The organism is Flavobacterium sp. SH_e (genome assembly GCF_025717045.1).
Classification (GTDB): domain Bacteria; phylum Bacteroidota; class Bacteroidia; order Flavobacteriales; family Flavobacteriaceae; genus Flavobacterium.
This window is the reverse complement of sequence record NZ_JAOVZN010000006.1, coordinates 1,313,936-1,335,197: the sequence shown is the minus strand read 5'-3', so window position 1 is coordinate 1,335,197 and position 21,262 is coordinate 1,313,936. Positions and strand designations below refer to the sequence as shown.

Sequence of the window (21,262 nt, the reverse complement as noted above, 5' to 3'; positions counted from 1 at the left end):
AAATAAAATTATTTTAACGCAACATATATAATTTAGCACAAGCTCTCGCATCTGATAAAGCTTCGTGATGATTCAATTGAATATTCATTTCGCGACAGCAGTCACTTAATTTAGTTGGTTTTATACCTTTTCCTTTGTAGATTTTAACAGTGCATTCCCATTTTGCAGCAATGTTCAAATCATCATAATTTAAGCCGTGTAACAGCATTGTCTTCATTAAAACATTTCGGTCAAAACTTTCATTGTGTGCTACAACAACCCTGTTTTTTAATCTCTTTTCAATTTCAGGATAGATTTGAAAGAATGATTTTGCATTGATGGTATCTTTGGGATAAATCCCATGAACACGAATCGTAAAAGGATTGTATTCGTTATTTGGCGGTTTAATTAGTGACACAAATTCATCAACGATAATTCCGTTTTGAACTGTAACAATTCCAACCGAACATGGATGATAACCAGTTGCCGTTTCAAAATCTATTGCTGTAAAATTCATTTTATATTTTTAAAAGACAAATCCATAAATCAAATCGTTTCTCACAATAAGATTTATGGATTAATTTAATTCTAATTCGCTTATTTTATTGAGCCAATAATATCGTATTTCGTAATAATGTGGTGATGTCCATTTCCTAAATCAACCAAAACAGCATCATTTTCTTTTGAAAATAATTTTGAAACTTCTTCAATTGGAGTTCCTAACTTCACAATCGGGAAAGGTTTTCCCATTACTTCTTTAATTGGCTTTTCGGCAACATTTTTATCTGCAACATAACTTCTAAATAAATCCGTTTCGTCAACAGAACCTACAAAGCCATTAATATCTACAACTGGAATTTGAGAGATTTTATATTTACGCATACGCTCGATTGCATGCGAAACCAATTCTTCAGTACGAACAACGATTAATTCTTTATCAATATGATCTTTAATAACGTCTTCAGCTTTTGTTATGTTTTCTTCTAAGAATCCGCGTTCACGCATCCAATCATCATTGAACATTTTACCTACATAACGGCTTCCAGAATCGTGAAATAATACCACAACAACATCATCTGGCTTGAAATGCTCTTTCAATTGCAACAAACCTTTAATACAGGCTCCAGCTGAATTTCCAACAAAAATACCTTCTTCCAAAGCAATTTTTCTAGTGTAAACAGCCGCATCTTTATCGGTAACTTTTGTAAATCCATCAATTAGAGAGAAATCTACATTTTTTGGTAAAATATCTTCTCCAATGCCTTCTGTTATGTACGAGTAGATTTCGTTTTCGTCAAAGATTCCTGTTTCATGATATTTTTTGAAAACTGAACCATAAGTATCAATTCCCCAGATTTTGATATTTGGGTTTTTCTCTTTCAAATATTTTCCAACACCAGAAATAGTTCCACCTGTTCCTACTCCCACTACAAAATGTGTAATTTTCCCTTCTGTCTGTTTCCAGATTTCAGGCCCAGTCTGTTCATAATGCGCCAATGAATTTGACATATTATCATACTGATTTACATACCATGAATTTGGTGTTTCTTCTGCTAAACGCCTAGAAACCGAATAATAGGAACGTGGATCTGTTGGTTCAACATCTGTAGGACAAACTACAACTTTCGCGCCCACAGCACGAAGAATATCCATTTTTTCTTTTGACTGTTTGTCTGAGATAACACAAATCAATTTGTATCCTTTTACGATTGCAACAAGTGCAAGTCCCATTCCAGTGTTTCCAGAAGTTCCTTCAATAATGGTTCCACCAGGTTTTAAACGTCCATCAGCTTCTGCATCTTCAATCATTTTCACCGCCATTCTGTCTTTTACAGAATTACCTGGATTAAAGGTTTCGACTTTTGCCAATACTAACGCATCAATTTCAGCAACAATTTTATTGAGCTTTACCAATGGTGTGTTACCAATTGTTTCTAAAATATTATTTGAAAAGTCCATTTTTATTTAAGTTTAATATGTGGTTCTAATTAGTAAGTTTTTATTGGAAGAAATTCCAAACTAAACCAAAACGCAAGACAAAATCACGATAAGGATCGTGTGGCGCTGCATAATAATTACTTTGCGAGAACAAAGCATTAAAATGTTCTGCTTTTAAATAAAAGCGAGTTTGACGGATTCTAGCATTTATGAAAAAATCGAATGTTGCAAAACCGCCTGTTTTTTTCTCTTGCTGTACAAAAAATTCAGCAATAACAGGATTATAATCATCCCCATAATATTTGGTAAGATAATTAAATACAAGTCCTGTTTGCATGTATAATGCCTTTTTAAAGAAATGATTTGAATAATAAAATGTATTTCTTGTCACAAAATCAGGCACATTTAAGATTAAATCTGACTGATCTACTTTTTGGTATAAAAGTGTATTATCTAATGCAAATTTTCCAAATTTGAATTCACGGCTAGCTTTTATTTCCAAATAATTAATCACATTTCCATATTGAAATGGCTTCACTATTTGCTCACCGCTTGCCTTTTGCTCATCGTTTGCGGCATCTGTAAAATACAGATGATCTTTCAATACTGTATATTGAACTTGTCCTGTTAACCAAGGTGTTGTAATTTCGGCACTAAGCGAGTTAATTTTTTCATTTTTAAAATCGTTTGACCAATTGTATGAAATCCAACTACTTTGATACAAATTATAATTATTATTTGGCAGTTTGTTGATGTTGCGATATCTAAAATCAAATTTAATTTTATCGCTCATATCGTATCTCAACTTAGCATCTAAATCTGAAAGCGACTGATTTGTAATTGATCTTGAATACAAAAATCTACCATTCCACTTGTTTTTCTGATATTCATACTGCGCACCAAAATTATTGAACTGTAAATACAAATTGTCCGGAACTGCATTTCCTAAACTATCAACAATAATTCGCTCATACTTGTAGTTTGATCTGTAATCGTCTACAAAAAATATAAACTTCCCTAAAAGCGAATTTTCATAGGCCGCTCCAACTTTGTTATAAAGTCGTTCATATTTAGTATGGTCGTTCATGTTGCTGGTTACATACGAATCGCCGAAACGCTGTATACGTGTACTTACGTTATCGTCATCTGTAACTGTAGAAATTATCGTTGGCTGTTTATATTCGTACCCTTTGTTTTCGTAATTAAACTGGTGCGTTATGTATAAATTATTGCTTCCATCTTTTGGATTTACCCTAAATGCATGATCGAAAAACAATCTTCTCCCTTTTAACATCGATTCTGCATCAGTTAAATAAACTTGCAATCTTTGTCGGTTTTTATAATCCTGATTATCGCTTTCAAAATTTGAATCGTTTGTAATCCCGCCATTTTCTTCGTTCATAATATCTTGGTAGGTATAATGAGCATTAATGGCATAACGTCGGCTGGTTGTAGCATAACTTGCTGTCATTCTGAAATTTCCAGCACTAACCAATTGATTGTTATAGTCTCCTTCAGATCTTAAACCTTTATATGCGATTGAGAAATTAAGGTTTTTAGAAACGTTTAATGTTATAAAAGAATCTACATTTTGCCCTTTATTAATTGTTGTATTAAAAAACAATTCTGTAAACGGTGTTGCTGCAGAATAATATCTTATTTGATCTGCTTGCATGTAATTAGAATGTTTTCCACTGAAACCAATTTCTGGATATGGCGAAAAACTAGTCAAACTATACTGTAATGTATTTAAAGGTTGTCCGATATTAGAAAATTCCTGAAGTCCAAAAAGATCTTTTCTTAGATGATTTTGCCTGTAAGCACTTTTAATAGTCAGAGACGTATCTACATAAATCGTATCGTGTTCTAGCGTAACAATTTTATACTGATCAATTGTTGCTATTTTTTGTTTTTTCTTCTTTACGGTATCTGTAACACTAGAATATTCCGTATTCATATCTAAATTACTTTTAGGAGCAGGTTTTTTTTCTTGAGAAAACAATAAAGTTGGTACAACTAATAGATATAGAAAAATGAATATTCTCATTTGATGGCTTTGTATAAATTTATTTTGACAAATTTGCTAAGCAAAGGTAAATTATAAAAACAAATAAAGAAAAAAACAGTTCATTTTATACAATTGCCTTGGCTGACAGTACGAAAACGAATATTTTTGCTGAAAATTTCATCGAATTTGTTATTAAAAACCTAAAAAATGCTCGAAAAAAATTTCTCAGGATTTGTTTTAGAAACTGGAACTGACGAAGCTGGCAGAGGCTGTCTCGCTGGTCCGGTTACTGCCGCTGCTATAATTTTACCAGAACATTTTGAAAATGCAATTTTAAATGACAGTAAGCAATTATCAGAAAAAGCAAGAGCTCTTTTAAGACCTATTATAGAAAAAGAAGCTTTGTGTTATGCTGTTACTCATTTATTTCCAGATGAAATTGACGAAATAAATATTCTTAATGCTTCGATGAAAGGAATGCAAGAATGCATTTTGAAGTTAAAACATATTCCAGAATTCATTATTGTCGATGGAAATCGCGCTTTAAATGCAAAACTTGGACTTAAAAATACTTTTGGAAAACAATTTACGTCTGATGAAATCACGTTATTAAAATCGATTCCGAATCAAAGTATTATAAAAGGCGACGGGAAATATTTGAGTATTGCCGCAGCATCTATTTTAGCTAAAACGTATCGCGATGAATATATGGATCAAATTCATGAAGAATTTCCGATGTATAATTGGAAACAAAATAAAGGATATCCAACCAAAGAGCATCGCGAAGCTATCAAAGAATTTGGAACGACAAAATACCATAGAATGAGTTTTAGACTTTTACCAGAACAGTTAGAACTCGATTTGTTTTAATAAAAAACGACCTAAATAATTAGGTCGTTTTTTATTTACTTTTTACTTTTTACTTTTTAAAAACTCAGCAAATTGTTTTGTATCGTAATAAAAAGGTCTTACTGCCGTAATTTTTCCATCTTTCAAATCGAAATGTTCTGAAATTGGAACTGACATTGTTTTACCCGATTTTTTAGCTTTGCAGCTTATTGTAAAATAAATGATAACTTCATTTTTAGAAGCATCGCTAAAATAAGTTGGTTCTTTCTCTATTTGCAAATCAAAAAACTCTGTCGATTTTGTGAACATTTTAGTCCATTCGCTAAAACCTGTATAGGTACCTCCGTAAGGCAAACCTGTAGCTTGACTGTAAACTGCGCCATCTGCCACTACAGTAGCCAAAGCATCAAAATCTCTTGTTTTAAAAAGGCTTTCGTAATATTTTGCTACTACTTTTAAATTATCAGCTTCTAAGTTTTTCAAAATATCCGCTTCAGATAGAGATGCTCCTTTATCCCAAAAACCAATAATTTTACTTACTTGCCCTTTGCCATTTAAACGTGCAAAATCGCGGCCAGCCATTATAAGATTGTTTTTAGAATCAAGAACTTTCCATTCCCAGGTTACATAATTGTCTTTTACAATTTTGGCTCCCGAGGTTAAAACTGCATCAGGATTCTTTTTGTAAAATTCGTTAATAACATTATTAAATGCGACAATTCCTTTTGTAGATGCAGACGGATCTTCAAAAGTACTGTCTTCTAACCAAATCAATTTAATTAGTTTTAATCTGGCATCACTATTTTTTTCCTGCCACACTTTTTCATAAACCGTAATCGGATATAATTTATCTTTCTTTTGAGCAAAAAGACCATTAAGAATAAAAAGAAAACATAATAAGTAGATTTTTCTCATAAGCAATGAAATTAGATTTGATTAAACTTTATTAGTAATGTTTCAAATTTAGCATAAATACTGGCGGGAATTACAAAAGTTGCGCAATTTGCCATCCTTTCAAAATCTTAACTTTTGCCAAATACTTTTTAAAACTTTTGAATATAATTTTAGAAAAAAACAGCTTTCTATCTAAATATTGAAATCCCATTTAGAGAAAGAATATACTTCGTTTATCTTGAAATAGTCTTATTTTATTGGAAGAAAATAAAAAAACCGTCTCAAAAAAACTTGAAACGGTTTATATTTTTAGAAGGTTATTTAAACAAATTCAGCTTCAAATAGCTCTTTTAAATGTTTGATGATTTTTGCTTTTACTTCTTCTTCATCTACTTTTTCTACGCCAAGTTCGACGTTTAATGATGTGACGCCTTTTCCGCGAATACCGCAAGGAATAATATTGTCAAAATATCCTAAATCGACATTTGCGTTTAAGGCAAATCCATGCATGGTAACCCAGCGTGAAGCACGAACACCCATTGCACAGATTTTGCGTGCAAACGGAGTTCCAACGCCAAGCCAAACTCCAGTTTCTCCTTCGCTCCTGCCCGATTCTAAGCCGTATTCTGCTAAAGTTAGAATAATTGATTCTTCTAAAAAACGCAAGTATTTATGAATATCGGTAAAGAAATTTTCTAAATCAAGTATCGGATAACCTACAATTTGCCCGGGCCCATGATATGTAATATCACCGCCACGGTTGATTTTATAAAAAGTCGCTCCTTTGGCTTCTAATTGTTTTTCGTTTAATAACAAGTTTTCAAGATCGCCACTTTTTCCTAAAGTATAAACGTGCGGATGCTCAACAAATAATAAATAATTTGGTGTTGGCAGATCAAGTTCTTCTCTTCTGTTCTTGATTTTTAAATCGACAATGTCCTTAAAAATTTCTTCTTGATATTCCCAAGTCGATTTATAATCTCTTTTTCCCAGATCCTGAAGTTGGATTTTTTTATTCATTTTAATTATTTTTCAAACTCAACGTCAAAGTTTAGTTTGTCAGGATTCTCCATATAATCCGTAAAAGTGTATTGAATTGTAATCGATTTGCGATCGTCGCTAAATAAAGCCGTTGGGTTAGAGACTTTCTTTATTTTTTTTGGAAAATGGTATTTTACGATATAACTAGATGAAGCAAACATCATTTTAGACATATCTCCAGCAGAATCTTTTGCTTTTGCTGCCTTTTTCTGCTGGTCGATAACTGCTTTTCGTGTAAATTTCTTTCCGTCATAAGAATAACTTAATTTACTGCCATTATCTCCAAAACCGCTCCCAAGCGGATTTGCTGCTGCACCTCCTTCTAATTTTTGGAATGTGCTTAAAGTTTGTAAAATATCTTGAAGTTCGTTTACATTTTTAAAATCAGTTGCCATTGTCATTAGAAACTGCTTTTTCTCGGAACTCATTTTTGTAGATACTATGAAATTCTCGAGTTTTTTAAGCTCTTTCTGTGTTTCTGGCGACAACTTAGCGATACTGTCTTTTTTCTCTTCAAATACTTGTTTAAAAGTAAAAGTAGTATCAATATCTTTTTTAGCGTCTCCCATTTGACCTGCGATTTGATCACCAGCCATTTCCATTAATGCAGAACCATCCATGTCGACAGAGAACTTTCCAGTTCCGTTATCATTAATTGTAATGTTTTCAGTAAAAGTGCAGCTTGTTAATGTTGCTAATAGAAAAGAAAAACTAAGTAATTTATATAATTTCATCGTTTACAATTTTTTATCAAATATACGAACTTTTTTAAGGCGCTAAGGCTCCGAGATTTTAAGTTACTAAGTTTATTAAAAAACCGACAAACCTTTTTATTCTAAAATGACTTCTAGATTGGTGCTTTCTGGATCTTTTAAACAATCAATAAGCTGAAATTCTAAGGTCAAAGATTTTTTATCTGAACTTATAACCGATTTTGAGTTTGAAACTGATTTTATGTTTCGAGAAAAATGATATTTTAAAACATACGATTGTGCCAGTTTTGAAGAGCCATATTTTTCTTTGAATTTTTCGGAATCTGCTTTTGCCTTTTCAAATTCTCGTGTGCTTATAATTGAAACTGTGCGTTTGAAAACTTTATCATCAAAATTATATGAGATTCTGAAATAATGATTTTCTGCCGTCAAAGCGTAATTATGCTGAATGTCAGACGCATAATCTTCTGTCTTAAATAAATCTGGAATTTCTGATGCTTTATTGAAATGAAGAAAAAATTCCGTTTTGTATTCTTTCTCAAAAGAACTCTTTTTTAAATGTGCTTTCACATTGGCATATTTTTGAAATAGCTGCTGTTCTTCTGGCTGATATCTTATGAAGTTTTCATTGTATTTATCGATATAATCTTTAAAAACATAAGTCGTATCCTGAAAAATATTTTCTTTACCATATTCTTCCCCTGCCAATTGCATATAATTATTTTCTTCTCGAAGCTGGACGACTTCGATATTCCCGCTTCCGTCTGGATTAATCGTGATTGTTTCGGTAATTTGACAACTTGCAAATAAAATTAGAATTAATAAGCTTGATAAATATTTCATTTTTTAAAGAAGGTTCTGATGTTTTGAGTTGCTAAGATAATCTGTTTTTAATTTAATTTCTTACAATATAGAAGGTCTAATAAAAACAAAATAGTCTAATCTAGCCCCGATAGAAGCGGTATCCTTTTTCTCCCTTCTTTAGGGAGGAAAAGATACAAGCGGATAGCGGGACTAAAGGTGATTGAAAACCAATAAATTGATGCTTCAAAAAATCTAAAAACTGCATTCTAAAATTTGCATTCTTTTCTTTATCTTTGCACACTTAAAAAAATAGCACAAAAAATGGCATTATCAGAACAAGAAATCATCAGAAGAGAAAAACTTCAAAACTTACGCAATCTGGGAATCAATCCTTATCCAGCTAATCTTTTTCCTGTAAATCATACTTCGAAGCAGATAAAGGAAACTTTTGAGGAAGGTAAGAAGGTTATCGTTGCAGGACGTTTGATGAGTGTTCGTGATCAAGGTAAAGCTTGTTTTGCTGAATTACAAGACAGCGAAGGCCGTATTCAATTGTACGTGAATCGTGATGTTTTGTGCGAAGGTGACGATAAAACTTTATATAACCAAGTATTCAAAAAATTAACCGACTTAGGAGATTTTATTGGTATTGAAGGTGAATTGTTTACTACACAAGTGGGTGCAAAATGTATTCGTGTAACTGGTTTTACTTTCTTGAGTAAAACATTACGTCCGTTGCCTTTACCAAAAGTTGACGAAGACGGAAAAGTGCACGATGCTTTCAATGACGCTGAATTACGTTATAGAATGCGCTATGTAGATTTAACGGTTAATCCTCAGGTTAAAGAAACTTTCCTTAAGAGAACTAAATTGTTCACTGCAATGAGAGAGTATTTTAACAATGCAGGATATCTTGAAGTAGATACTCCGGTTTTACAATCAATTCCTGGTGGAGCTTCAGCTAGACCATTTATTACGCACCATAACTCACTTGATATTCCGCTTTACATGCGTATTGCGAATGAGTTATACTTAAAAAGATTAATTGTTGGTGGATTTGAAGGTGTTTATGAGTTCTCTAGAAACTTCCGTAACGAAGGAATGGACAGAACGCACAATCCTGAATTTACTGCAATGGAAATATATGTAGCTTACAAAGACTACAACTGGATGATGGATTTTGCTGAAGGCTTATTGGAGCACTGTGCAATTGCTGTAAATGGTACAAGCGAAGTTACTTTTGGCGAGCACAAAATCAACTTTAAAGCGCCTTATGCACGCGTTACAATGACCGATTCTATCAAACATTTTACAGGTTTTGATATTTCTGGAAAAACAGAGCAAGAATTGTTTGAAGCTGCAAGAGGAATGGGAATCGAGGTTGACGAAACAATGGGTAAAGGAAAATTGATCGATGAGATTTTCGGAGCAAAATGTGAAGGAAATTATATTCAGCCAACTTTCATTACAGATTATCCAAAAGAAATGTCTCCGCTTTGTAAAGAGCACCGCGATAATCCAGATTTGACTGAGCGTTTTGAATTAATGGTTTGCGGTAAAGAAATCGCAAATGCATATTCTGAATTAAACGACCCAATTGACCAAAGAGAGCGTTTTGAAGATCAAATGCGCCTTTCTGAAAAAGGTGATGATGAAGCAAACGGAATTATCGACGAAGATTTCTTAAGAGCGCTTGAGTACGGTATGCCTCCTACTTCTGGAATGGGAATTGGAATGGATCGTTTGATTATGTATTTAACTAATAATGCTTCTATTCAAGAAGTTTTATTGTTCCCGCAAATGCGTCCGGAAAAAAAACAAGCTCAGATCGAACTTTCTGACGAAGAAAAATTCATCATTGATTTGCTTACAAAAAATGAAAATAGAATGGATTTGACGCAACTAAAAATTACAGCTAACTTAAGCGGTAAAAAATGGGATGCTTCTATGAAAAACTTATCTAAACACGGTTTAACTAAAGTTGTTGTTGACGGCGAGTTTAAATTTGTGGAATTGATGGGGTAATAATTGTCCTATTTTATTATAAATACAGCCCGATAGGTTTATAACTTATCGGGTTTTTCGTTTTATTTACATAACTTTGATTAATTAAAATGCATTATTATGAGCACTTTAGAAATAAAATTAGAAATATTTGATAAACTAAAAAACATTGAAGATGTTAGTCTGCTGGAGAAAATTAGAAATCTTCTAAAAAATGTAGATACAGAAGATGTTTATCAATTTGAACAATATGAACTAGATATGCTAAGAGAAAGTGAAGAAGACATAAAATACGGAAGAGTTATTTCTCAAGAAGATTTAGATAAGGAAGATCTTGAATGGCTGTCAGAATAATTTGGACTAATGCTGCAGTTAATCAAAGAAGAAAAATACTGAATTATTGGAATAAAAGAAACAAATCAAAAACGTATTCAAGAAAATTAGTTTCGGAAATAACACAAAGAACTAAATTCTTAGTTGAAAATCCTGATACTTATGTTAAAACCAGCTTTCCAGACATCAGAACCTCAACATTAGGACATTATAATATCTTTTATAAAATAACTCCAAGTGAATTGATTGTTATTGCATTTTGGGATAATAGACGAAATCCAAAAATCCTTTCAAAAATTCTAAAAAACAATAAGCCCGACAGGTTTTAAAAACCTGTCGGGCTTTCTATTTAAAAGAATCTGATTAAAACGAATATTTCTCCAATTTCTCTCCTTGAATATCCAAAACCTTAGTGCTTTCTTTTGGAACATCACCTTTTATAACTTCTTGAACAGATGGATTAGACGGATATTTTCCGCCTTTCATTTTTAAAAGATGAAATTTTCCCCCACTTTCAAATATAAGATCATAAAATTTTTCAGTTGCTGAAGTAGTTACATAAATTGGAAAATCGGTTACGGTGAAACGATTAATTACACTTCCATCATTATTTAAAATATAGCCCGAACAGCCTCCGCTTCCGCAGAAATAGGGGTTTGAAAAACCAACTAAATATTCGTTTTTCTTATCGTTATTTAAGTCGAAAGCATCGTAATAAAAATAACGATCCTCTTTTGTCATAGCAGGAATATCGTTCTTTAATAAAACCAACAATTGCTCACGTATTAGTTCTATTGCCTTGTCTTCTTTTGGAGCAGCTTCACTCAAATTGGCTGTTCCTCCAAGTGTTTTAGACAATGTATCTTGAACAACTGTTTTTACAATATTTTTTGAATTATCTTTATTCTGACAAGAACTCAATGCCAGAATAGCAATTAGAATTAAAATTTTATTTTTCATAATCTGAAATTTTAAATTCGTTATAATTTACACCAGCAAAGCGGCTTTATTTTCAATATCATTTTGTTCCAACAGAGATTTTATATTATTGAAAGTCACCAAAGCAATTTGTGTCAAAGCTTCATTGGTAAAAAACGCCTGATGTGCGGTTACCAAAACATTTGGAAAACTCATTAAACGCTGAATTGCATCATCTTGAATAATGTCTGCAGAAAGATCTCTAAAGAACAGTTTTTCTTCTTGTTCGTAAACATCAATTCCTAAATAACCTATTTTTCCTTCTTTTAAACCTTCAATAACCGACGCCGTTTCGATTAATCCGCCACGGCTTGTATTGATAATCATCACGCTGTCTTTCATAAAAGAAATTGAAGTGGTATTGATGACGTGTTTTGTCTGCTCATTTAGCGGACAATGAAGCGAAATAATATCACTTGATTTAAAAATCTCCTCTAAACCAACAAAAGAAACCCCATCCTTTTTCATCTCTTCGTTTTCAACAATATCATAAGCCAAAACTTTACAGCCAAAACCTAATGCTATTTTAGAAAATGCCTTTCCTATATTTCCAGTTCCAATAATTCCGATTGTTTTTCCAAATAAATCAAAACCTAATAATCCGTTTAGAGAAAAGTTTTGCTCACGAACTCTGTTATAAGCTTTGTGTGTTTTTCTGTTTAAAGTCAAAATCATCGCCATCGCATGTTCGGCAACTGCTTGAGGAGAATATGCGGGAACACGACAGACTTTTATCCCGTGTCTTTTAGCAGCGTCCAAATCGACATTATTAAATCCGGCGCAACGTAGAGCAATTATTTTTACTCTTTTTTCTGCTAATTGATTGATAACCGTTTCGTTTACAATATCATTTACAAAAACACAAACAATCTCACATTCCTCAATTAAGGCTACAGTTTGCGGATTCAATTGCGTTTCAAAAAAGTCCAACTGAAAACCAAAATTTTCATTGTATTTATTGAAAAACGTTTTATCGTAAGGCTGAGTTGAGAAAAAGGCGATTTTATTCATGGTTTTGAGAATTAATTCATTTCAAATTTCTTGATCCATTAAAAATAAGAAATTATTTTCAATGAGCACTTAACTAAATTGCTAATCAACTACTTGTCAATTTGTTAAAAAAAGTATAATTTTTAAAAATTCAATTAAACCTGTTTTATTCAAAAAAGTCTAATTCCTTATAAACAATTAAAAAAACTTAAAACATGAAAAAATTATTAATTGCAGCTTTGTTATTTGTTGGAATAGCAAGTTTTGCACAAGAAAAAAAAGAAAGACTAACGCCTGAACAGCGCAACGAAAAGCAATTGCAAAAATTGACAACAGAGTTAAATCTTGATGCTAGTCAGCAAGCTCAGGTGAAACAGCTTTTAGCAGACCGAAGCGCCAAAGCTGAAAAACTAAGAGATGCGCGTCAAGAGCAAAAAGAAAGCGGTACAAAACCAACTGCTGCCGAAAGAGAAGCTTTTAAAAAGGAAATGATGGCTGAAAAAGATGCAAACGATGCTAAAATGAAATCGATTTTGAATGCTGACCAATACACAAAATGGAAAACCATTCAAGAAGAAAACAAAGACAAAGCGAGAGAAAAAATGAAAGAATACAGAAAAGATAAAAACTAAATTAAAGAGGCCTAAAAGCCTCTTTTTTGTTTCTAGACATTCTTTAAACTTTCCTTAATAGTTTCTGTTAAATAAAAGATAAACCTCAAAATAGCATTAAACTTAATAATTCTGATGAAGTCTAATTGCTATAAACCTTTTATAAGACGAATTATGAAAAAATTATTTATTGCAGCTTTATTATTTGTTGGAATAGTAAGTTTTGCACAGGACATCAATCAGAAACCGACACGCGATCAACGAGAAAAATTAACTCCAGAACAGCGTAACGAAAAGTATTTACAAAAACTAACTTCTGATTTGAGTTTAGATAAAAAACAGCAAGAGCAGGTAAAACAGCTTATCGCAGAAAAAAGTGCCAAAGCTGAAAAGTTTAGACAAAGCCGAAAAGACAGCAAAACACCTCCAACAGCTGAAGAAAAAGCAACTTTCAAAAAACAAATAGATGCAGAAAAAGCAGATAATGATGCTAAAATGAAATCTATCTTAAATGCTGATCAGTATACAAAATGGACAGCTTTAAAGAAAGAACACAAAGGACATCATAGAAAGGGTGATTTTAAAACACCTCAAGAACGCGATCAGGCACATTTGCAAAAATTGACAACTGACTTGAATTTAAATGCAGATCAGCAAAAACAAGTAAGCGAACTTTTATCTGACAGAAGCACAAAAATGGCAATGCTTAAAAAAAGCAGAAAAGATTCTACTTCGCAACCAACAGAAGCTGAGAAAAAAGCCATGAAAAAACAAATGGAAGAAGATCATAAAGCTTATGATGCCAAAATGAAATCTATTTTGAATGCTGACCAATACAAAAAATGGACTGCGATTCAGAAAGAACATAAAGACAAAATGAAAGAATACAGAAAAGACAAAAAATAATCTTGTTCTAAAAAAGAAAAGGAGGCTTAAAGCCTCCTTTTTTATTAAAATGATTTTGATACCTTATCAATCGCATTGATTGTAAAATCTAAATCTTCATAAGTCAATGCATCTGTAATAAACCACGTTTCGTATGCAGATGGCGCGATGTAGACACCTTCTTGCAATAATCCGTGGAAGAATTTCTTAAACGTTTCATTATCTCCTTTTGCTGCAGTTTGAAAATCGGTAACCGGATTTGCATCAAAGTGAACCGAAATCATAGAACCTACTCTATTGATTGTAAATACAACATTATTAGCTTTTAAAACTCTATCGATTCCTGCTTCCAAATAAGCTGTTTTTTCTTCTAAACGTGTAAAAATTTCTCTGTCATTATCAAGAGCTTTCAACATCGCATATCCTGCTGCCATTGCCAATGGATTTCCAGATAATGTCCCTGCTTGATAAACTGGTCCTAGAGGCGCTAAATAATTCATGATTTCTTCTCTCGCTGCAAAAGCTCCAACTGGAAGTCCACCACCGATAACTTTTCCGAAAGTTACGATATCAGCATCAATCCCGTACAATTCTTGAACCCCACCGCGAGCTAAACGGAAACCTGTCATTACCTCATCAAAAATCAATAAGATTCCGTTTGCTGTACACAAATCTCTTAAACCTTGCAAGAATCCTTTTGCCGGTGGAATACATCCCATATTTCCAGCAACTGCTTCGATAATAATCGCAGCAATTTCTCCTTTATTAGCTTCAACCAATGTTTTTACATTTTCTAAATCATTGTATTTTGCCAACAAAGTATCTTTTGCTGTTCCTTCTGTAACACCTGGACTATTTGGAGATCCAAAAGTTACAGCTCCGCTTCCCGCCTGAATCAAAAATGAATCTGAATGTCCGTGGTAACAACCTGCAAATTTTACAATTTTATCTCTTTTTGTAAATCCGCGAGCCAGACGGATTGCGCTCATACAAGCTTCTGTACCAGAATTTACAAAACGTATTTTATCAATATTTGGAACCATAGAAACAGCCAAAGCTGCAATTTCAGTTTCCAATTCTGTTGGCATTCCAAATGAAGTACCCAATTTTGCTTTTTCGATTACAGCATCAACAACTGGCTGATATGCGTGACCTAAAACCATTGGCCCCCACGAGTTGATATAATCAATTAATTTATTTCCGTCTTCATCATATAAATAAGCGCCTTTAGCACTTTTTACAAAAATCGGAGTTCCGCCAACCGCTTTAAACGCTCTTACTGGTGAATTTACTCCTCCCGGAATTACTTTTTCTGCTTCAGCAAAAAGCTGACTACTTCTTTTATATAACATTTTTTATTTTAGATTTTAGAATTCAGATTTTAGATTAAAACTGAAAACTTATTTTGAATTTTAGTTTGATTTTCAAAACTGATCCCAATAGCTATCGGGAGAGACTGCGACTGAAAACTTATTTCACTTTCAACCTCTGCCCGATCGAAATCGCATTATCAGTTAGATTATTTTTCTTTTTTAAATCTTCAACCAATAAATTGAATTTCTTTGAAATCGAATAAAGCGTATCTCCTTTTTGAACCTCATACGTATTCGGATCGTATTGATCCATATTGATCTTTGGATCAGAAGCGACATCATAAGATGATTTTTTTGGTGGAGCCGAAGTATTTATTGGCACATAATTTCTTCCTGTAACCTGACAATCGTATTGATGCAGATTGTATCTTTCAATATAACTGATCAATTTATCAGGATATTTTGGATCTGTTGCGTATCCGCAAGCTCTAAGTCCTTTTGCCCAAGCTTTGTAATCGTCTTTTTCGTAAGTAAATAAGCTAGCGTATCGTTTTTTTCCAACCAAAAATAAAGCGTGATCTCTATACGATTCTGATGCTTGAGGATATTTTCTAAAACATTCCTGAGCCGAGTCATCGTCGTGGCGAACACTTTCTCCCAACCAATCATTATGACATTTTATTCCAAAATGATTATTAGCATCTACAGCTAAATCTCCTCTTCCTGCACCAGATTCTAAAATTCCCTGAGCCAAAATAATACTCGCTGGAATTCCGTAAGTTTTCATGTTTCCCATTGCAATTTCTTTGTACTGCAATACATAATTATTGATTAAATCGCTGGTAACAACTGTTTTGGAAGTAGATTGAATAACCTCAGTTGTGTTATTTGTAGAAGGATAATTTTTTCCTATTGGCTTGGCTGGAGTATTTCTTTTTGCTGATGCAGTCCTGGCTTGAACTGCTGCCGCTTTTTTAGTCGTCGCGATGGCAGGCTTACTAGAAGAGCAACTTGCTAAAGCTAATATTACGAGAAGTAATACAATTTTTTTAATCATTGGTTTTGAGTATTGGTAATTTTTTCTGCTTCAACTTTATATTCATTCCGTCAATTCCCTGCAATCCGCCAGTGTGAATGAGTAAAATTTTTGAATGTGCAGGAAAATAATTTTTGCTAATTAAATCTATAACGCCAAAAACCATCTTTCCTGTATAAATTGGATCTAAAGGCACTTTTGTCTTTTCAAAAAAAGCATTAACAAATTCAATTAATTCTAAATTTATCTTGCCATAACCTCCAAAATGATAGTCAGAAATTAAATTCCAGTTATCTTTTTTTGCAAAAATACGAATTTCATCGTTTAAAAAGTCACCTTTTAACGCTGGAAAGCCCAAAATCTTCTGATTTGGCAACGCACTATTGATTAATCCCGAAATTGTACCGCCTGTTCCAACTGCACAACAAACGTAATTAAAAACCGAATCTTCTTCTTTTAAAATCTCCTCACAACCTTTTACAGCCAGTTCGTTTGTTCCGCCTTCTGGAACTAAATAAAAATCGCCGAACTTGTCTTTCATTTTCTCAATAAAAGATGTTTCGCTTTTTAATCGATACTCTTCTCTGGAAACAAACTCAAATTGCATTCCGTTTTGCTGCGCAAATTTAAGCGTTGGATTTTCTTCAATTCTATCGGAAAGTTCGTCTCCGCGAATAATGCCGATAGTTTTAAAACCTTGTTCTTTTCCAGCATAAGCTACTGCCGCAATATGATTGGAGAATGCTCCTCCGAAAGTCAATAAAATGTCTTTATTTTCAGCTTTCGCCTTAAGTAAATTGTATTTCAGTTTTCTGAATTTATTTCCCGAAACAAACGGATGAATTAAATCTTCACGCTTTATTGTCAACGAAATATCATTCGGAAACTGAATATTTATGGATTGATTGAAAACTGGATTCATTTTAATTTGATATAATTCAGAAACTGAAAAAATGATCTTTTTTTGAGATAACTCAAATTGGTTTCGTTTGTATAAGCTTCTCTTTCAAAACTAATATTTCTATAGGCTAAATCTTTGTTTTTGTATTGAATTAACCGAATTAAAAACTCAAAAATATACCAAATAAAAAATGGCAGAATCAGCATTTCCAACTGTTGTCTCAAATGTATTTTTTCATGATTGACAAAAACTCCATTTGCTTTATCAAAATCATATTTCACCAAAACAAACGGAAATACAGCCATTCCTCGATAACCTTTCGGAATTAAATATTTAGCAACAATCAGAAACATTGGCTGTAAAATTTATAAATTTGTAGCTATAAAATTGTTCGATTTCAATAAAATCATAATCAAATATTTATATTTTTGATTTTAATTATTCGAAAAAGAGCGCGAAGCAGATTTATGAAAGAGCAAAGTAATGAAAATAAATTAATCGAAGGCGAAGATTTTTACTATACGCCCGAAGGTTACAAATGCTTTACTGAAAAACATCATTTAAAACGTGGTTATTGTTGCAAAAGCGGTTGTCGCCACTGTCCGTACGGATATGATAAAAAAACAGGAAGAATAAATAAAAATTAGAATACCACAAGATGAAGGTTTTTATAAATAAAAATATACCTGAAGCTGGCATTAAATTGCTTCAAGATAAAGGCATTAGCTTTACAATAAATCCAACAGAGAATCTATTGTCAAGAGAAGAGTTTATAAAAATCTGCCAAGAACATGACGCACTTTTGAGTGTTGGAACCAATAATTTAGACGAAGATTTTTTTCAGCAATGCCCTAATTTAAAAGGTATCGCTTTATTTTCCGTCGGATTTGATTCCGTTACTATTCCATCAGCTAACAGCAGAAAAATTCCTGTTGGAAATACGCCCGATGTTTTAAGTAGAGCTACATCAGATGTTGCTTTTTTATTGATGCAGAGCGTTGCGAGAAAATCATTTTTCAATCATAAGAGAATTCTAAATAATGATTGGGGAAGTTTTGATCCTTTAGCCAATTTAGGTCAAGAACTTTACGGTAAAACTTTAGGAATTTTTGGTTTGGGAAGAATTGGTATTGAAATGGCAAAAAAATGCAAAGCCGCATTCGGAATGAAAATTATTTACCATAATCGTTCTCGAAAAGAAGATGCAGAAAAAGAATTAGATGCAAAATATGTAGATTTTGAAACCTTACTTGCAGAAAGTGATGTTTTAAGCATTCATGCTAATTACAGTGCAGAAAACAATGAAATTTTCAATAAAAATGCTTTTGCCAAAATGAAACCGAATTCCATTTTCATCAATACAGCAAGAGGAAAATTTCAAAATGAAAATGACTTATTTGATGCTTTAACCAACAATATAATTTGGGGAGCCGGACTTGATGTTACAAATCCAGAACCTATGAAGTTTGATAATCCGTTATTGTCTCTTCCAAATTGTTGTATTTTACCGCATATTGGTTCAGCAACTTATGAAGCCAGAAACGGAATGGCAGTTTGCGCCGCACAAAATATAATCGCACTTTTTGAAAATAAAAAAATGCCTTTTTGTGTTAACGAAGAAGTGTACTCTTAATGAGATAATGGGAAATTTGAAAATTAAATAATTGAGGAAATCTCAAATTTTTAAATTCCAATCTAAAATCTAAAATCAACAATCTAAAATTTATATATGGATATCCATTCACGAAAATTTAGGATTACGATCTATAAATCGTATCATCGAGCGGATATCCGTTATCCTTAGTTTTTTTAAATTAGAAAATGTGACAATTTGAGAATTAGACATTTGAATAAATTCCCATCGTGCCATTTAGGCATCGCGAGGGCGACATAATCAAAAAAACAAAAAATTAATCTGCTGTTAATCTAACCGCAATACCTTAGCATCTTAGTCCTGATAGCTATCGGGGACAGCACCTTAGCATCTCTAAAAAAAATGACTTTTAAAGAACAAATACAACAAGGAATACCAAATATATTACCTCCAAAACAAGCATACGATCCAGCGATTAATCATGCTCCGAAACGAAAAGAAATTCTTTCGGCAGAAGAAAAAAAACTGGCATTGAAAAATGCTCTACGCTATTTCGATCCAAAACATCACGCTGAGTTAATTCCTGAATTTTCACAAGAATTAGAAACTTACGGTCGTATTTATATGTATCGTCTTCGTCCAGATTATAGAATGTACGCAAGACCAATTAATGAATACCCAGGGAAATCGTTGCAGGCAAAAGCAATTATGCACATGATTCAGAACAATCTGGATTATGCAGTGGCACAACATCCGCACGAATTGATTACTTATGGCGGAAACGGAGCTGTTTTCCAAAACTGGGCTCAATATTTATTGACGATGCAATATTTGTCTGAAATGACAGATGAGCAGACTTTAACAATGTATTCTGGTCACCCAATGGGATTGTTTCCTTCTCATAAAGAAGCGCCAAGAGTTGTGGTAACAAACGGAATGGTAATCCCGAATTATTCTAAACCGGACGATTGGGAAAAAATGAACGCTTTAGGAGTTTCTCAATACGGACAAATGACAGCGGGAAGTTATATGTATATTGGACCGCAGGGAATTGTACACGGAACTACGATTACAGTTTTAAACGGTTTTAGAAAAATAAAACAAAATCCAGAAGGAAGTTTATTTGTAACTTCTGGTCTTGGCGGAATGTCTGGCGCTCAGCCAAAAGCAGGAAATATTGCAGGCTGCATTACAGTTTGTGCTGAGGTAAATCCGAAGATTACTAAAATCCGTCATGAGCAAGGTTGGATTAATGAAGTAGTAACTTCTACAGACGAATTGGTTGCCAGAGTTGCTTTGGCGAAAGCCAACAAAGAAACTGTTTCTATTGCATACTTAGGGAATGTTGTGGATGTTTGGGAACGTTTTGATCAGGAAAATATTAAAATTGATTTGGGTTCAGATCAGACTTCACTTCATAATCCGTGGGCTGGAGGTTATTATCCAGTCGGAATTTCATTTGAAGAAGCAAATGATTTGATGGCTAATAATCCGGAATTATTCAAAGAAAAAGTTCAAGAAACCTTACGTCGTCATGCAGCTGCAATCAATAAACACACTGCAAAAGGAACTTACTTTTTTGATTATGGAAATGCCTTTTTATTAGAAGCTTCACGTGCGGGAGCTGATGTTATGGCTGAAAATAATATTGATTTTAAATATCCAAGTTATGTTCAGGATATTATGGGTCCAATGTGTTTCGATTACGGATTTGGTCCTTTCCGTTGGGTTTGTACTTCTGGAAAACCTGAAGATTTATTAAAAACTGATGCTATTGCTTGTGAAGTTTTAGAAAAAATGGCTGAAACTGCGCCAGATGAAATTCAGCAGCAAATGCAGGATAACATCAAATGGATTAAAGGCGCACAGGAAAACAAACTAGTTGTAGGTTCACAAGCTCGAATTCTATATGCCGATGCTGAAGGAAGAATCAAAATTGCAGAAGCCTTTAATCAATCGATTGCCAAAGGAGAAATTGGCGCTGTGGTTTTAGGACGCGATCACCACGACGTTTCTGGAACGGATTCTCCTTACAGAGAAACTTCAAATATTTATGATGGTTCTCGTTTTACAGCCGATATGGCAATTCATAATGTGATTGGAGACAGCTTTAGAGGAGCAACCTGGGTATCAATACATAATGGCGGCGGAGTTGGCTGGGGAGAGGTTATAAACGGCGGATTTGGTATGGTTCTTGATGGTTCTACAGAGGCTTCAAAGCGTTTAGCGTCAATGCTTTTCTGGGATGTTAACAATGGAATTTCAAGAAGAAGCTGGGCAAGAAATGAAGGTGCTGTTTTTGCTATAAAAAGAGCCATGGAAGTTGAGCCATTATTGAAAGTAACTTTGCCTAATTTAGTTGACGAAAGTTTGCTTTAATTAAATTGAGAA

At 33.2% G+C, this 21,262-nt stretch carries 22 protein-coding genes; 9 read left to right on the top strand and 13 right to left on the bottom strand.

What is annotated here, in order from left to right:
- Nucleotides 1-13 precede the first annotated feature (13 nt).
- The 3 genes from OD917_RS16685 to OD917_RS16675 form a co-directional block, all read right to left on the bottom strand.
- Nucleotides 14-496, bottom strand: a complete 483-nt coding sequence (locus OD917_RS16685) for a 3'-5' exonuclease (protein WP_263524523.1) — start codon at nt 494-496, stop codon at nt 14-16.
- A gap of 80 nt (nt 497-576) precedes the next feature.
- A complete protein-coding gene (locus OD917_RS16680; protein ID WP_263524522.1) occupies nt 577-1,938 on the bottom strand; it encodes a pyridoxal-phosphate dependent enzyme in 1,362 nt (453 codons plus the stop codon).
- Between the two features lie 40 nt (nt 1,939-1,978).
- Nucleotides 1,979-3,964: a putative porin gene (locus OD917_RS16675; protein WP_263524521.1), complete on the bottom strand. Its 1,986-nt coding sequence runs from the start codon at nt 3,962-3,964 to the stop codon at nt 1,979-1,981.
- 168 nt (nt 3,965-4,132) lie between these two features.
- On the opposite strand from OD917_RS16675, the gene OD917_RS16670 reads away from it, so the two are divergent.
- Entirely contained in the window at nt 4,133-4,795 is a 663-nt protein-coding gene (locus OD917_RS16670) for a ribonuclease HII (protein WP_263524520.1), read from the top strand.
- A 42-nt stretch (nt 4,796-4,837) separates the two neighbouring features.
- Here the strand turns inward: OD917_RS16670 and OD917_RS16665 are convergent, their stop codons facing one another.
- The 4 genes from OD917_RS16665 to OD917_RS16650 all read right to left on the bottom strand — a co-directional run bounded on the left by OD917_RS16665 (nt 4,838) and on the right by OD917_RS16650 (nt 8,265).
- Nucleotides 4,838-5,689: a nuclear transport factor 2 family protein gene (locus OD917_RS16665; RefSeq protein ID WP_263524519.1), complete on the bottom strand. Its 852-nt coding sequence runs from the start codon at nt 5,687-5,689 to the stop codon at nt 4,838-4,840.
- A gap of 300 nt (nt 5,690-5,989) precedes the next feature.
- Nucleotides 5,990-6,688 carry a lipoyl(octanoyl) transferase LipB gene (gene lipB, locus OD917_RS16660; protein ID WP_263524518.1) on the bottom strand — a complete coding sequence of 233 codons (699 nt, stop codon included), beginning with the start codon at nt 6,686-6,688 and terminating at the stop codon, nt 5,990-5,992.
- Nucleotides 6,689-6,693: 5 nt separating this feature from the next.
- Complete coding sequence (locus OD917_RS16655; protein WP_263524517.1) at nt 6,694-7,443, bottom strand: hypothetical protein; 750 nt, start codon at nt 7,441-7,443, stop codon at nt 6,694-6,696.
- 96 nt (nt 7,444-7,539) lie between these two features.
- The gene (locus OD917_RS16650) at nt 7,540-8,265 is read right to left on the bottom strand and encodes a hypothetical protein (protein WP_263524516.1); all 726 of its coding nucleotides are present in this window, start codon (nt 8,263-8,265) and stop codon (nt 7,540-7,542) included.
- Nucleotides 8,266-8,547: 282 nt separating this feature from the next.
- Here OD917_RS16650 and lysS point away from each other — a divergent pair, with 282 nt between their 5' ends.
- The 3 genes from lysS (at nt 8,548) to OD917_RS16635 (ending at nt 10,892) form a co-directional block, all read left to right on the top strand.
- A complete protein-coding gene (lysS, locus tag OD917_RS16645; RefSeq protein ID WP_263524515.1) occupies nt 8,548-10,251 on the top strand; it encodes a lysine--tRNA ligase in 1,704 nt (567 codons plus the stop codon).
- Between the two features lie 99 nt (nt 10,252-10,350).
- Nucleotides 10,351-10,584 carry a hypothetical protein gene (locus OD917_RS16640; RefSeq protein ID WP_263524514.1) on the top strand — a complete coding sequence of 78 codons (234 nt, stop codon included), beginning with the start codon at nt 10,351-10,353 and terminating at the stop codon, nt 10,582-10,584.
- Nucleotides 10,569-10,892 carry a type II toxin-antitoxin system RelE/ParE family toxin gene (locus OD917_RS16635; RefSeq protein WP_263524513.1) on the top strand — a complete coding sequence of 108 codons (324 nt, stop codon included), beginning with the start codon at nt 10,569-10,571 and terminating at the stop codon, nt 10,890-10,892. The genes OD917_RS16640 and OD917_RS16635 overlap by 16 nt, the downstream gene beginning before the upstream one ends.
- A 34-nt stretch (nt 10,893-10,926) precedes the next feature.
- Here OD917_RS16635 and OD917_RS16630 read toward each other — a convergent pair whose 3' ends face one another.
- A complete protein-coding gene (locus tag OD917_RS16630; RefSeq protein ID WP_263524512.1) occupies nt 10,927-11,523 on the bottom strand; it encodes a hypothetical protein in 597 nt (198 codons plus the stop codon).
- A 27-nt stretch (nt 11,524-11,550) separates the two neighbouring features.
- Nucleotides 11,551-12,552: a 2-hydroxyacid dehydrogenase gene (locus OD917_RS16625; protein ID WP_263524511.1), complete on the bottom strand. Its 1,002-nt coding sequence runs from the start codon at nt 12,550-12,552 to the stop codon at nt 11,551-11,553.
- A 194-nt stretch (nt 12,553-12,746) separates the two neighbouring features.
- Here OD917_RS16625 and OD917_RS16620 point away from each other — a divergent pair, with 194 nt between their 5' ends.
- Both OD917_RS16620 and OD917_RS16615 read left to right on the top strand, forming a co-directional pair.
- Entirely contained in the window at nt 12,747-13,163 is a 417-nt protein-coding gene (locus OD917_RS16620; RefSeq protein WP_129746276.1) for a hypothetical protein, read from the top strand.
- A gap of 153 nt (nt 13,164-13,316) precedes the next feature.
- Nucleotides 13,317-14,048 (top strand): hypothetical protein, encoded by a 732-nt coding sequence (locus OD917_RS16615; protein ID WP_263524510.1) that lies wholly within the window; start codon nt 13,317-13,319, stop codon nt 14,046-14,048.
- A gap of 44 nt (nt 14,049-14,092) precedes the next feature.
- On the opposite strand, the gene hemL is transcribed toward OD917_RS16615, so the two are convergent.
- From hemL to OD917_RS16595, 4 genes are all read right to left on the bottom strand, one after another.
- On the bottom strand, nt 14,093-15,379 hold the full coding sequence (hemL, locus tag OD917_RS16610) for a glutamate-1-semialdehyde 2,1-aminomutase (protein WP_263524509.1): 1,287 nt from the start codon (nt 15,377-15,379) through the stop codon (nt 14,093-14,095).
- 118 nt (nt 15,380-15,497) lie between these two features.
- Entirely contained in the window at nt 15,498-16,397 is a 900-nt protein-coding gene (locus tag OD917_RS16605; RefSeq protein WP_263524508.1) for a glucosaminidase domain-containing protein, read from the bottom strand.
- A complete protein-coding gene (locus OD917_RS16600) occupies nt 16,390-17,298 on the bottom strand; it encodes a 1-aminocyclopropane-1-carboxylate deaminase/D-cysteine desulfhydrase (RefSeq protein WP_263524507.1) in 909 nt (302 codons plus the stop codon). Before OD917_RS16600 ends, OD917_RS16605 begins: the two co-directional genes overlap by 8 nt.
- Nucleotides 17,295-17,630, bottom strand: coding sequence for a hypothetical protein (locus tag OD917_RS16595; protein ID WP_263524506.1), 336 nt, complete (start codon nt 17,628-17,630; stop codon nt 17,295-17,297). Before OD917_RS16595 ends, OD917_RS16600 begins: the two co-directional genes overlap by 4 nt.
- A 114-nt stretch (nt 17,631-17,744) precedes the next feature.
- Between OD917_RS16595 and OD917_RS16590 the strand changes: the two genes are divergently transcribed.
- From OD917_RS16590 to OD917_RS16580, 3 genes are all read left to right on the top strand, one after another.
- A complete protein-coding gene (locus OD917_RS16590) occupies nt 17,745-17,924 on the top strand; it encodes a DUF5522 domain-containing protein (protein ID WP_095928730.1) in 180 nt (59 codons plus the stop codon).
- Between the two features lie 11 nt (nt 17,925-17,935).
- Nucleotides 17,936-18,910: a 2-hydroxyacid dehydrogenase gene (locus tag OD917_RS16585; RefSeq protein ID WP_263524505.1), complete on the top strand. Its 975-nt coding sequence runs from the start codon at nt 17,936-17,938 to the stop codon at nt 18,908-18,910.
- Between the two features lie 363 nt (nt 18,911-19,273).
- Entirely contained in the window at nt 19,274-21,250 is a 1,977-nt protein-coding gene (locus tag OD917_RS16580) for a urocanate hydratase (RefSeq protein ID WP_263524504.1), read from the top strand.
- Nucleotides 21,251-21,262 lie beyond the last annotated feature (12 nt).